We start from the raw sequence: 13,098 nt of genomic DNA, 5'->3' as shown, positions 1-13,098 counted from the left end.
CCGCGCGGGGCCCGGGCGTCATCGCTCGCACACCAGCGCGAGCACCGCTAGGCAGTCTCCACGACAAGGCGCCGACGCACCATGCCTTTCACGGCAATGCCCGACATCGTAGGGGGACCGACATGAACGCGGGATAACAACAAAAGACCCCGCGGCACCGGTCGTGCACCGGTTCTGCACCGGTCCCCCGGCCGCCCCCCCGGCGGGCCTACTTCACCGCGCCCGCCATCACACCCGAGACGAACTGCCGCTGGAAGGCGAAGAAGACGATCAGCGGCACCACCATCGACAAGAACGCACCCGGCGCCAGCACATCGATGTTGTTGCCGAACTGCCGCACCTCCTGCTGCAGCGCGACCGTGATCGGTGGACTGCCGCTGTCCGCGAAGATCAGCGCCACCAGCATGTCGTTCCACACCCACAGGAACTGGAAGATCCCCAGCGACGCGATCGCCGGACCGCCCAGCGGCATCACCACCCGGGTGAACAGCCGCAGCTCACCCGCCCCGTCCAGCCGCGCCGCCTCCAGCAGCTCGCGCGGGATCTCCGCGAAGAAGTTCCGCAGCAGGAACACCGCGAACGGCAGCCCGAAGGCGGTATGGAAGAGAATGACCCCGGCCGTCGTCTCGAACAGCCCCACCGCGCCGAACAGCTTCGCCACCGGGATCAGCGCCACCTGCACCGGAACCACCAGCAGCCCCACCACGACCAGGAACCAGCCGTCCCGCCCGGGGAAGTCCATCCACGCGAACGCATAACCGGCCAGCGACCCGATGACCACCACCAGCACCGTGGCCGGCACCGTGATCGAGGCCGTCGTCAGCAGCGAGCCCATCACCTTCTCGTTGGCCAGCAGCCGGCTGTAGTTGTCCCAGGTGATCTGGGCCGGCTCGGCGAAGACCTGCCACCAGCCGGACCCGGCGATCCGCTGCGGACCGCGCAGCGACGACAGCAGCAGCCCCACCGACGGCATCAGCCAGAACAGGGCGACCAGGACCAGGAAGATCCGCATGGCGCCGCCACCCGCCCGCGCCACCAGCCGCGCGGCGAGGGGCCGCCCGGCCCGCACCGCGCCACCCGAGGCGCCGGCCCGCCGGTCCCGTACGGCACCGTCCACGGTCGTCATCGGCGACGCTCCTTCCGTATGCGCCGGAGATTGACGTACATCACCGGCATCACCAGCAGCAGCAGGAACACGGCGATCGCGCTGCCCAGCCCCTCGTCCACATCCGTGCCGAACGACGACTGGAACAGCTGCAGCGCGAGCACATTGGCGGACCGGATGCTGGAGCCCGGCGCGATGATGTAGACCAGGTCGAAGATCTTCAGCACATTGATCATCAGCGTGACCAGCACCACCACCAGCACCGGCGCCAGCAGCGGCACCGTGATCCGGCGGAACACCTGCCACTCGCCGGCCCCGTCCACCCGCGCCGCCTCCAGCAGCTCACGCGGCACCCCCGCCAGCCCTGCGGCGATCAGCACCATCGCGAAACCGGCCCACATCCACACGTAGGAGCCGATGATGGCCGGGGTGACCAGCGCCGGCCCCAGCCAGTCGACACCGCCGTACGCCTCGGCGAAGTTGCTCGCGGGCAGCCGCAGCCGCGCACCGCCGGCCTGTTCCGCGGGCAGCGCGTACGTGCCGTCCGCCGCCGTCGTCGCCGCGGCCACCACCCGGCCGTCCCTGACCGCCTCCACCGTCAGACCCGCCAGCGCCCGCTCCCCGCCGTCGATCACATCGGGCCGGCCGCCGCCACCGCGGGTGAAGTCCAACCAGACGGTGCCGGTGACCTTCCCGGGCCGCGGCACGGCGGCGACCGCCGGCCTCGCCCCCCGCAGATCGTCCTGCCGCACCGCGACCAGCGGCAGATCCACCGCCGAGCCCGCCCGTACGGCCGACCGCGTGGTGAACGCGCCGCCACCGGACGGCCGGAGATCGGCGCGCGGCCGCGGCTTGGCACCGGGGAACGGCGCCGGATCGGCGAACGTGTCATGCACACCCACCCACACCGCGTTGGCGACCCCGCGCTCCGGGTCCTGGTCGTACACCAGCCGGAAGATGATCCCGGCCGCCAGCATCGAGATCGCCATCGGCATGAACACGACCAACTTGAACGCGGTGCCCCACCGGATCCGCTCGGTCAGCACCGCGAAGACCAGCCCCAGCGCCGTCGACACCGTCGGCGCCACCACCACCCAGACGACGTTGTTCCGCAACGCCGTACGGATGGCCTCGTCCGAGAACATCTCCCCGTAGTTGCCCAGCCCCACGAACCCGTCACCGGACGCGTCGAACAGACTGCGGTACACGGAGAACACGATGGGATAGACCACCAGCGCACCCAGCAGCAGCAACGCCGGCAGCAGAAACACCGCGGCGATCCAGCGGCGGGTGGCCGGCAGACCCTCACGCCCCCTGCGGCCGCCGCCGGTCGCGCCGGCCTTGCCGGCCACGCCGGCCTCGGTGGTCGCGCCGGCCCGAACGTCGCCCCGTACGCGGCTCTTCGGGTCGCGCTGTCGGTCGCTCATCGTGACGGTCCCCCGGTCCCGGTCGAAGCGGTCGGCGGCAGGCTCTCGGTGCCCGGACGGTGCCCTCTCATCGCCCGGACGACGCCTTCTCATCGCCCGGACAATGCACTCTCAACGACGTGGTCTCGCCCACACGTTCTCAACGCCCGAACGACTTGGCGGCGTCCTTCTCCAACCGCGCCTGCGTACCGGCGATGTCCTTCGGATCCTTCAGAAAGTCCTGCAGGTCCTTCCACTCGCCCTGCCCCGGCTTGCCGCCGAAGGACGCGGGCGCCTGATCGGACATGTCGAAGCGGAACTCGTCGCCCGCCGCGATCAGCGCCTTGGCGATCTTCCGCATCACGTCATCGGCATACGCCGCCTGGTCGAGCTCCTTGTTGGGCGAGATGAACCCGCCCGCCTGCGCCCAGATCTTCGCCGCGTCCGTCGACGCCAGGAACGTCAGCAGCGCCTGCGAGGCCTTGCCGTCCTTGAGCGCCACCGCCACATCACCGCCGGTCACCACCGGGGACCTGCCGCCCACCGCCGGGAACGCGAAGACCTTGGCGTCCGTACCGACCTTCGCCTTGGTCTGGGTGATGTTGGCGGCGGCGAAGTCGGCCGACGAGACCATCGCGGCCTTGGGAGCGTCACCGCCGCTGAAGGTCTGGGTCACCGACGTCGGGAAGTCCGTCTGCAGCGCACCGGAACCGCCGCCCGCCAGCAGGTCCTTGCGGCCGAAGAGCTGCGCCAGCGTGTTCAGCGCCTGCTTGACCGTCGGATCGGTCCACTTGATCTTGTGCTGCGCCAGCCGGTCGTACTTCTCCGGACCCGCCTGGGAGAGGTAGACGTTCTCGAACCAGTCGGTCAGCGTCCAGCCGTCCGCACCGCCCACCGAGACCGGCTCGACACCCGACTCGGAGATGACCTCCGCCGCCTTGACGAAGTCCGGCCAGGTCGTCGGCTCCTTGGCGCCGGCGTTGTCGAACGCCTGGGCGTTGTACCAGACCAGCGACTTGTTGCTGGCCTTGAAGTAGACCCCGTACGGGGTGCCCTTGTGGGCACCGAGATCCTGCCAGCCCTTGGAGTAGTTCTTGGCGAGCTGCGCCTTGGCGCCCGCGCCGAGCGGCTTGAGCCAGCCCTTCTCGGCGAACTCGTTGAGCACGCCGACCTGTTGGAGCATCGCCACATCGGGCGGGCCACCACCGGCGATCTTGGAGCCGATGAAACCGGCCATGTCGTCACCACTGGGCACGAAGGCGACCTCGGCGCCCGTGCGCCTCTCGAACTCGTCCAGAACCTTGACGAAGTTCTCCCGCTCCGGCCCGGTCCAGACCGCGGTGACCTGCAACTTCTGCCCGCTCAGCTTGGGCAGCCGCACGGTCGGGGCGGTGGAGCCCCCCTTACCGCCGCTGCCACCGCTGCCGCCGCCCTTCGCCCCGCCGGCGCTGCCACAGGCGGCCAGTGCCAGAGCCAGCCCCGCGGCCACCACCGCGGCGGACGCGCGTCCAGCCGTACGGTCGAGTCGTCTGCGCATCCCCGTAGCCCCCTGTCGCTGCGCCTGCCATGCCGGTGCCGTGCGGTGAGGTGGTGCCGTGGCGCTGTACTTCCGGTGTGGTCGCGGTGGTGCTGCGGTGCCCTGGTGCTCTACGTCGCCACGGCGCCGTCGTGCCGCGGCGCTCTTCACGACGCCGTCGTGCTGTGGCGCTCCTCGCGCCGCCGTGGCGCCGCGGTCCCGCAGTTGCCGTAATGCTGGGGCGCAGCCACGCAGCCACGCAGCCACGCAGCCACGCAGCCACGCAGCCACGCAGCCACGCAGCCACGCAGCCACGCAGTCACGCCGCGGTGCGGTTTCGGTGCCGTGCCATCGAGCTTCTGTGCGGTTGTGGTGTGCGACAGGTCTACGCCTCGGCCACGGGCTCCGCAATACCGCCTTCGCCGCCAACTCACCTTTCGTGATGGGGCTGTTACGGGATCACGTGATGGGGCTGTTGTGGAATCAGCAGCCACGGCCAGGGCCAGCGACACGGGACGGGGCCGGCGACACGGGATGGGACGGGCGCGACCGGGCGGTGACGGGCGACGTCACGCTTCAGCGATGCCCGCCAGCTCAGCGATGCCCACCAGCCGTCACGCAGCCGTCACGCCGGCGCGGGCGCCGGCGAGGCCTTCCGTTCCGCCGGCGAGGCTTCCCGCTCGGCCCCGCTCACACCAACGGCGGCGCCGACGGGGCCCCCGAGGACTGCGCCGCCCTCTGTAGCGCGCTGGCCAGCAGGGCCAGGTCCGTTGGGCCGTTGCCCAGCTCGCGCAGCGGGCGCCGGGCCGGGGGGTCGCCCATTCGCTGCCATTCGAGCGGTACGACCGTCGGCCGCAGCGTGGAGGTGCGGGGTATCCGGCCGGTGACCCGGCCCGCCTGGAACGGTGTCGAGGAGCCGTCCGCCACTCGGTGCAGCCGGCCCCGGCCGGTCGGTACCGGCTCCGAGGAGTCGGCGGCTGCGCCCAGTTCGACGCGCAGTCCGGCCCGTTCGCCGGTCGCGGTCTCGGCTGTGCGCTCAGGGTGGCCGGTCGCGGCTATCAGGTGGACGCCGAGCGCCGCCCCGTCGCGGGCGACGGCCTCCAGCGCCCGCACGACGGACCCGGCGGCGGGTCGGCCGGGGCTGCCCAGGGCCGGGGCGACCAGGGCGTCGAAGTCGTCGACGAGGACGAAGAGCCGGGGCATCGGTGCGGCCGGGTCCGGGGATCCGGTGGGGGTGTCCTCGGGGGTGGCTCCGCTGCGGGCGCGGAGCCGTAGTGTGCCGGACGTCGACGAGTCCGCCGGTGTGCCGCTCTCCTCCTCCTTGTTTCGGCAACGATTACGGAGAGTAATTGGTTCCTGCTCTCCGTGACCGCCTTCCGCCGAGCGGCGCGGGGCGATGATCCGCGGTGCCGGGAGGTGTTTGGCGCGCCATTCGGCGAAGGGCGCGCCGGCCAGTATCTCCGTCCGCCGCTTCAGCTCCGAGGACAGCGCCTGGGCGAACTCCCGCATCCGGACCGGGTCCGAGGCGGCGAGATACGTCGTGACATGCGGCAGGTCCGTGCACACCCGCAGTCCCTCGCCGCGTTCGCTGCCGCCGCCGTCCACCAGCACCAGCGACAGCAGGTCCGGGCGGTCGGCGGCGGCCAGCGACGCCGCCAGCGAACGCAGCAGCTCGGTCTTGCCGGTGGCCGGCGCGCCCTCCAGGAGCAGATGCGAGCCGTCGGCGGCCAGGTCGGCGTGGAGCGGGCCGTGCGGTCCCGCGCCGAGCACCGCCGCGGCGCCGGCCCGGCCGGTGTCCAGGGTGGCGGCCCAACGGGCCATCAGCGAGGCCGGGGTGGCGCGGGCCAGCCCCAACTCGTCCAGCAGCCGCGCCGAGTCGGGCAGCGGGACGGCCGCGCGGGGCACCGCGGAGCCGCCGGCGGTGGCCGCGGCGTCGGTCTCGCGCAGCGGCGCCAGCGCCCGCGCGAAGCGGTCGGCCCAGGCGCCGGAGACCGCGTCGACCGTCGCGACCGTGCCGTTCGGCCCGGAGCCCGGCTGGACCACGCGCAGCGCCGTGGCGACATCGCCGCTGAGCACCGCGACCGCTCCGCACTCGCCGAAGGCGGGTGACGCCGTCCGGGCCGCCTCGTACGTCGCGGTCAGCGGGAAGGCGGGGGAGGCGGCCGGGGTCTCGGCCAGGCAGAGGAGATGGATACCGGCCGCCGGGCCGCCCGACGCGAGGCGGGCGGTGGTCTCGCGCAGCGCGGAGGAGTCGGGGTCGCCGTCCACGATCACCAGGGTGTACGGGCCCTGGTGGCGGGCGGCGGCGGAGGCGATCTCGGAGCGCTCGGCGCTGGCCCAGCCGGGGCCCAGCGGGCTGTCGTCGAGCCGCCGTACCAGCTCGGAGGTGCGGGCCGCGGCCTGCTCCCGGTCGTAGGCGAGCAGCAGCCGGCAGTCCTGGCCGTGGGCGGGGCGGACGTGCGGCAGCCAGCCCAGCCAGGACCAGTCCGCCACCCGCTCCTCGGTGCCGCGCGCCCGGTCCGCGCTGATCAGCACGATTTCGAGGGTGCCGGGGGAGTGCAGGGCGGCGAGCTGGGCGACGGCGGAGCGGGCCAGGCCGGTCAGCCGGGCGCGCGGTCCGGCCAGGCCCAGGGAGCCCGCCCGGCGCAGCTCGACGGCGACCGGGACGGCGCTCCGGCCGCCGCCGCGGCTGGCCGTTCCCAGACGGACGGCGAGGGCGTCGGGGTGGTCCCGGCCGCGCTCCCAGAGCCGGGGCCCCGGACCCAGCGCGGTGAGCAGGATCGCGGCGGCGTCCGGCCAGCGCTCGTGTTCGGCGGGCCCGGAGGGGCCGGCGGCGCCCTCCGCGCCACCGGGAGCGCCGGCGGGGGAGAAGGCGGGGGTGCCGTCCGGCTCGTAGCGGGCGGCGATGTCGGTGCGGGCGTCGTCCGGGCGCTCCAAGGCGGGCCGGCCGCCGGCCAGCCGCCGCGCCCAGGCGCCGATGCCGCCCCGCCGGCCGCCCTTGCGGGGCGCGTCGTCGCCGGACGCCTCGTCGGCGGGCGCCAGCGCCCGCTGTCCGCCGTGCGTCAGGTCCTGCGCACCGCCGCCCCGGGCCGGCTCCTCGCGAAAGGCGGGGCCGAATCCGTCGGGGGTGCCGGTGGTGCGGTCGAAGCCGTGGCCGAATCCGTGGGCGGTGGCGGCGTCGGGGGGCGCGGCCGCGGCGCCGTCGTACGGGGCGCTGTAGCCGTGGCCGTCCGGGGTGCCGGCCGGTGGCCAGGTGTCCTGCGTGGGGGTGCCGCGCAGCGGCGTGTCGCGGCGCGCCGCCGGGCCGGTCGGCGGTGCGGTGCGGGGCGGGGGTACGGGGGCGGCCGGGGCGGCGCCCCGGGGGCCGTGGCCGTACGCGCCGGCTGCGGCGTCCGCGCCGCTCCCGGCGGGGGAGCCGTCCGTCCCCGGGGCGATGCGCAGCTGCCCCTCGCCGTCGGGGGTGGTCCGCAGGGCGGGGTCGGGGGTGCTGGGGGCGGGCTGGAGGCGGAGGGCGGATTCGCCGATGCGCAGCAGGGCGCCGGGGCGCAGCGGAGCGGGCCGTTCGCCGAGGTCGCCGCCGTCGACGGCGGTGCCGTTGGTGGAGCGCAGGTCGGCGACGTGCACCGAGCCGTCCGGCTCGACCGTCACGGTGCAGTGCAGCCGGGAGACGTCCGGGTCGTCGAGGGGGACGTCCGCGTCGGCGGAGCGGCCGATGCGGATCTGGCCGCCGTGCAGCAGATGGACGCCCCCGGCGTCGGGCCCGGAGACGACGCGCAGCCGCGCGGTGCCGTGGGGGAGGCCGTGGGCGGGGGCGGGGCCGGGGCCCTGGAGGGAGAGCACCGCGCCGTCGATCAGCGGGGGCTCGCCGATCGCGGCGCGCTGTGGGTCGAGGCGCTCGGAGCCGGCGTACAGCACGACGGGGCCGCTGCCGGCGCCCGCGCCGCCGGACTCCGCGCCGGTGCCCGCCACGGAGGCGGCGAGTGAGCCGGCCACGGCCGCCAGGGCGGTGCCGGCGGGGGCCGTCACGAGCACGTCGCAGGCCCGGGTGGTGTGGCCGCTGCGCGGCCCGAGGACGGTCAGCCGGATCTGCATCGCCGTCAACGGTCCCTTCTGCCGGGGCTCCGGCAGGGGGCCGCTCGCTCCCCCCGCCAGCCCGAGCACGTCGGCACGTACAAGTCCCAAGTGCACGCCGCGACAAAGACCGCGCCCCCACCGCTTCGTGCTGGGTGCATCCTCGCACCTGCCGCTGACAACACGCCCGCCGACCGTCAATCAGTGATCTTGATTGGTCTTCCAAGGACGAAAAAGTGCCTGCTTGTGCGCGGTGCCCGGCTGGATTCGCGCTTCCATGGTCATCCGGGAACCATCCCCGATCGGGTGGTACGGCCAGCCGGGCGGGCGCCGGCGGCGCCGGGCAACCATCTGTCCGAAACGCGCGTCTTCCCCACAAGCCCCGCCCGGTCCGCCGGACCGAAAAGCTTGTGCGACGGCACTACAGTGGATCGGACGGCCGCGGGCTGACCCAGCGGGCCGGGCAAGAGATCCATCACGACCAGGGAGCGCATGACGTGCGGCCGGTAGGCAGCAAGTACCTGCTCGAGGAGCCGCTGGGACGCGGCGCCACGGGCACCGTCTGGCGTGCCCGCCAGCGGGAGACGGCGGGCGCCGAGGCCGCCGTGGCAGGACAGCCCGGTGAGACGGTCGCGATCAAGGTCCTCAAAGAGGAGCTGGCGCACGACGCGGACGTGGTGATGCGCTTCCTGCGCGAGCGCTCCGTCCTGCTCCGGCTGACCCACCCCAACATCGTCCGCACCCGGGACCTGGTCGTCGAGGGCGATCTGCTCGCGCTGGTCATGGACCTCGTCGACGGCCCCGACCTGCACCGTTATCTGCGCGACAACGGACCCTTCAGCCCGGTGGCGGCCGCCCTGCTGACCGCCCAGATCGCCGACGCGCTGGCCGCCAGCCACGCCGACGGCGTGGTGCACCGCGACCTCAAGCCCGCCAACGTCCTGCTCGCCGGGTCCGACGGCGGCGAGATGCATCCGATGCTGACGGACTTCGGCATCGCCCGGCTCGCCGACTCCCCGGGCCTGACCCGCACCCACGAGTTCGTCGGGACTCCCGCCTACGTGGCGCCGGAGTCCGCCGAGGGCCGCCCGCAGACCTCCGCGGTGGACGTCTACGGCGCCGGCATCCTGCTGTACGAGCTGGTCACCGGCCGTCCCCCGTTCGCGGGGTCGACCGCCCTGGAGGTGCTGCACCGGCACCTGAGCGAGGAACCGCGCCGCCCCAGCACGCTCCCCGAGCCGCTGTGGACGGTGATAGAGCGCTGCCTGAGCAAGCGCCCCGAGGAGCGGCCCAGCGCCGAGAACCTCGCCCGTGCGCTGCGCGCCGTCGCCTCCGGGATCGGCGTGCACGCCACCCCCGCGCAGGCCGAGGCGGCGCTCGGCGTCGCCGCGCTGCTCGCCCCGGACCCGGCGCCCGCGTCCGTCCCCGGAACGGGCCCGGACGGCGGCCAGGCCGCCGGAGGCGACGCCGATCCCACCCAGGTGCTTCCCTCGGGCGCCGGCGGGTACGACCCGGCGGCGGCCACCAGCGTGCTGCCGTCCACCGGCGGCCCCGGTGGCCCGGACGCCGACCCGACCCGCGCGATGCCGCCGATGCCCATGGGCGCGCCGGCCGGCGGTCCGCAGCAGCCCGACGGCCCCCATCCGTGGGAGTCCCAGATGCGGGCGGCCCGCGACCGCAACGAGCAGACCCAGGTGCAGTACCTGGACCCCAACCAGGACCCGCTGCGCCGCCGTCCGCAGCGCCGCCCGGCCGCCCCGCAGCAGCCGCCGCAGTACCGCCAGCAGCCCGCTCCGGTGCCGTACGCGCAGCAGCCGCCGCAGGCCCCGCAGCGCCGCCAGGAGCCGCCGCCGCAGCGCTACGAGCCGCAGCGGCCGCCCGCGCCGGAGCCCCGGCCCCGGCGCGAGCCCCGTCAGCGCAGCGCCAACCCGATGAAGATCCCGGGTCTGGGCTGCCTCAAGGGCTGTCTGTTCACGCTGATACTGCTGTTCGTTGCCGCCTGGCTGATCTGGGAGCTCACCCCCCTCCAGGAGTGGATCGGCACGACCCGCGGCTTCTTCTCGCAGATCGGGCACATGTACCGCGACGTCGAGCAGTTCGTGAACAAGCTCGGCAGCTGACGCCGGCCGCCCGTGGTCCCCGTGTACAACACGGCGGTTCCGCGGGCGGCTTCGTTGATTTGTCGACTTCTTAGGGGTTCTTGCGGGCAATTTCGCTCACAGAAGTGAAGGTTGCCGCCGTCCGGGGCAATGAACCCCGTGGCATCCGCGTAGCTTTGACGCCAACCTCAGCCCCCGCAGAGGACGCTCGGGGGCCCGACACGTCGGAGCAGTCTTGGCACGGAAGATCGGCAGCCGGTACACCGCCCACCAGATCCTGGGGCGCGGCAGCGCCGGCACGGTATGGCTGGGCGAGGGTCCCGAAGGGGCCGTGGCCATCAAGCTGTTGCGTGAGGACCTCGCCTCCGACCAGGAGCTGGTCGGCCGCTTCGTGCAGGAGCGGGCGGCGCTGCTGGGCCTGGAGGACCCGCATGTCGTCGGCGTCCGCGATCTGGTCGTCGACGGCAACGACCTGGCGCTGGTGATGAACCTCGTACGGGGGACGGACCTGCGCACCCGTCTGGAGCGCGAGCGCCGGCTGGCCCCGGAGGCCGCGGTGGCGATCGCCGCGGACGTCGCCGACGGGCTGGCCGCCGCGCACGCCGCGCGCATCGTGCACCGCGACGTCAAGCCCGAGAACGTCCTGCTGGACATGCAGGGCCCGCTCGGCCCCGGTGGTGCGCACCCAGCCCTGCTGACCGACTTCGGCATCGCCCGGCTCGTCGACTCGCCGCGCCGGACCCTCCCCCTGGGGGCACCTCCCGGCGGTAGCCGGGGGACTCCGGCCGGGGGGACCCCCGTACCGCTTCGCTCGGCCAAGGTCATCGGCACCCCCGACTACCTCGCCCCGGAGATCATCGAGGGCCTGCCGCCGCGCGCCTCCGTGGACGTCTACGCGCTGGCGACGGTCCTGTACGAGATGCTCGCCGGGTTCACGCCCTTCGGGGGAGGCCACCCCGGGGCGGTGCTGCGCCGCCATGTCACCGAGAGCGTGGCGCCGCTGCCCGGCATCCCCGACGAGCTGTGGCAGCTGCTGCTGCAGTGCCTGGCCAAGGCGCCCGCCTCCCGGCTGCGCGCCCCGGAGCTCGCCGCCCGGTTGCGCGAGCTGCTGCCCGGACTGGTCGGGATGCCGCCGCTGGACATCGACGAGCCGGACGACGACCAGCCGGAGGACGAGCAGGAGGGCGCGGCCGGCAGGTCCCGCGAGGAATCGTTCTACTCCCCGGCGGCGGGTGAGGCCACGCCGCCGCGCGGCGCGGTCCCCCTGGTCCAGGGCTCGGCGCCGGACTCCAACCGGGAGACGCACACCAGCATGCGGGTCCCGGGCCCGGACGAGCTGGCCGGCGGCGCGCACGGCACCGCCCGCGCCCCGCGCGCCGCCGGTGAGCGCCGGGCGGGCTCGGCCCGGCACCGCGCGTCGCCGGAGGCGGTGCGCCGGCGCCGGACCCGGCTCGGCGCGGCCGCCGCCGTGGTGGTCGTGGCGGCGGGGCTGGGCGGCTGGCTGGCCTCGGGGGACGACGACTCCGGTGACGCCACACCGGGTGTCCACCAGTCGGAGCCGGACGCTCCGTGACCGTGTGATGACCCCGGGTGGGGCGTGTCCCGGTGGCCGGGACACGCCCTCCGCGGGCCCGGTCCGCCGGGGCGGGTCAGGTTGCCGGTGGTAGCCGTTAGGCTGGGTGCGTGGCAGTCGTCGATGTATCCGAAGAGCTGAAGTCCCTCTCCTCGACCATGGGGTCGATCGAGGCCGTCCTGGACCTCGACAAGATGAGGGCCGACATCGCCGTGCTTGAGGAGCAAGCGGCGGCGCCGTCCCTGTGGGACGACCCCGAGAGCGCTCAGAAGGTGACCAGCCAGCTGTCCTACCTCCAGGGCCAGCTGCGCCGCGCCGAGGAGCTGCGCGGCCGGGTCGACGACCTCGAGGTGCTCTTCGAGCTGGCCGAGGCCGAGGGCGACGAGGAGACCCGCGCCGAGGCCGAGGCGGAGCTCACGGAGGTCCGCAAGGCCGTCGAGGAGCTGGAGGTGCGCACCCTCCTGTCCGGCGAGTACGACTCCCGCGAGGCGGTCGTCAACATCCGCGCCGAGGCCGGTGGCGTGGACGCCGCCGACTTCGCCGAGAAGCTGCAGCGGATGTATCTGCGCTGGGCCGAGCGGCACGGCTACAAGACCGAGCTGTACGAGACCTCGTACGCGGAAGAGGCCGGCATCAAGTCGACCACCTTCGCGGTCAACGTCCCGTACGCCTACGGCACGCTCTCCGTCGAGCAGGGCACGCACCGCCTGGTGCGCATCTCGCCGTTCGACAACCAGGGCCGCCGCCAGACGTCGTTCGCCGGTGTCGAGGTGCTGCCCGTCGTCGAGCAGACCGACCACATCGAGATCGACGAGTCGGAGCTGCGGGTGGACGTGTACCGCTCCTCGGGCCCCGGCGGCCAGGGCGTCAACACCACCGACTCCGCGGTCCGGCTGACCCACATCCCCACCGGCATCGTCGTCTCCTGCCAGAACGAGCGCTCGCAGATCCAGAACAAGGCGACCGCGATGAACGTCCTCCAGGCCAAGCTCCTCGAGCGCCGCCGCCAGGAGGAGCAGGCCAAGATGGACGCGCTCAAGGGCGACGGCGGCAACTCCTGGGGCAACCAGATGCGTTCGTACGTCCTGCATCCGTACCAGATGGTCAAGGACCTGCGGACCGAGTTCGAGGTCGGCAACCCCACCGCTGTGCTGGACGGCGACATCGACGGCTTCCTGGAGGCCGGAATCCGCTGGCGCAAGCAGCAGGAGAAGTAGCGGCACGGGCCGGAAATCCCGCGGAACAACTGTCTCCCCCGGGGAGGCAGTTGTTTTTGCTGTGGCGGTTTGGTCACAGTCGTATGTCCATGTACCGCACATCTCTCAGCA

Annotated in this window: 7 protein-coding genes; 3 read left to right on the top strand and 4 right to left on the bottom strand. The window is 73.8% G+C overall.

The features are described 5' to 3' along the window. Window positions 1-208 precede the first annotated feature (208 nt). The 4 genes from WAB15_RS16535 to WAB15_RS16520 all read right to left on the bottom strand — a co-directional run bounded on the left by WAB15_RS16535 (window position 209) and on the right by WAB15_RS16520 (window position 8,119). Window positions 209-1,126, bottom strand: a complete 918-nt coding sequence (locus tag WAB15_RS16535; protein WP_407286725.1) for a carbohydrate ABC transporter permease — start codon at window positions 1,124-1,126, stop codon at window positions 209-211. Continuing rightward, the gene (locus WAB15_RS16530) at window positions 1,123-2,532 is read right to left on the bottom strand and encodes a carbohydrate ABC transporter permease (protein ID WP_407286724.1); all 1,410 of its coding nucleotides are present in this window, start codon (window positions 2,530-2,532) and stop codon (window positions 1,123-1,125) included. The genes WAB15_RS16535 and WAB15_RS16530 overlap by 4 nt, the downstream gene beginning before the upstream one ends. Window positions 2,533-2,671: 139 nt before the next feature. Beyond that, on the bottom strand, window positions 2,672-4,048 hold the full coding sequence (locus tag WAB15_RS16525; RefSeq protein ID WP_407286723.1) for an ABC transporter substrate-binding protein: 1,377 nt from the start codon (window positions 4,046-4,048) through the stop codon (window positions 2,672-2,674). Window positions 4,049-4,717: 669 nt separating this feature from the next. Next, the gene (locus WAB15_RS16520; RefSeq protein WP_407289234.1) at window positions 4,718-8,119 is read right to left on the bottom strand and encodes an FtsK/SpoIIIE domain-containing protein; all 3,402 of its coding nucleotides are present in this window, start codon (window positions 8,117-8,119) and stop codon (window positions 4,718-4,720) included. A 476-nt stretch (window positions 8,120-8,595) separates the two neighbouring features. Here WAB15_RS16520 and WAB15_RS16515 point away from each other — a divergent pair, with 476 nt between their 5' ends. From WAB15_RS16515 to prfB, 3 genes are all read left to right on the top strand, one after another. Next, window positions 8,596-10,218 (top strand): protein kinase domain-containing protein, encoded by a 1,623-nt coding sequence (locus WAB15_RS16515; protein ID WP_407286722.1) that lies wholly within the window; start codon window positions 8,596-8,598, stop codon window positions 10,216-10,218. Window positions 10,219-10,432: 214 nt separating this feature from the next. Then, window positions 10,433-11,770 (top strand): serine/threonine-protein kinase, encoded by a 1,338-nt coding sequence (locus WAB15_RS16510; RefSeq protein ID WP_399146986.1) that lies wholly within the window; start codon window positions 10,433-10,435, stop codon window positions 11,768-11,770. Between the two features lie 110 nt (window positions 11,771-11,880). Further along, complete coding sequence (gene prfB, locus WAB15_RS16505; protein ID WP_399146985.1) at window positions 11,881-12,987, top strand: peptide chain release factor 2; 1,107 nt, start codon at window positions 11,881-11,883, stop codon at window positions 12,985-12,987. The last annotated feature ends 111 nt before the right edge of the window (window positions 12,988-13,098 follow it).

Source organism: Streptomyces sirii, assembly GCF_045690365.1.
In the GTDB taxonomy this organism is placed as follows: domain Bacteria; phylum Actinomycetota; class Actinomycetes; order Streptomycetales; family Streptomycetaceae; genus Streptomyces; species Streptomyces sirii.
Note: the sequence above shows the minus strand (reverse complement) of the source record. Positions and strands in the feature narration are given on the sequence as shown.

Bases quoted from the DNA above. Each gene is read 5' to 3' on its own strand.
- WAB15_RS16535 (WP_407286725.1), bottom strand. From the start codon at position 1,126: ATGACGACCGTGGACGGTGCCGTACGGGACCGGCGGGCCGGCGCCTCG.
- WAB15_RS16530 (WP_407286724.1), bottom strand. From the start codon at position 2,532: ATGAGCGACCGACAGCGCGACCCGAAGAGCCGCGTACGGGGCGACGTT.
- WAB15_RS16525 (WP_407286723.1), bottom strand. From the start codon at position 4,048: ATGCGCAGACGACTCGACCGTACGGCTGGACGCGCGTCCGCCGCGGTG.
- WAB15_RS16520 (WP_407289234.1), bottom strand. From the start codon at position 8,119: ATGCAGATCCGGCTGACCGTCCTCGGGCCGCGCAGCGGCCACACCACC.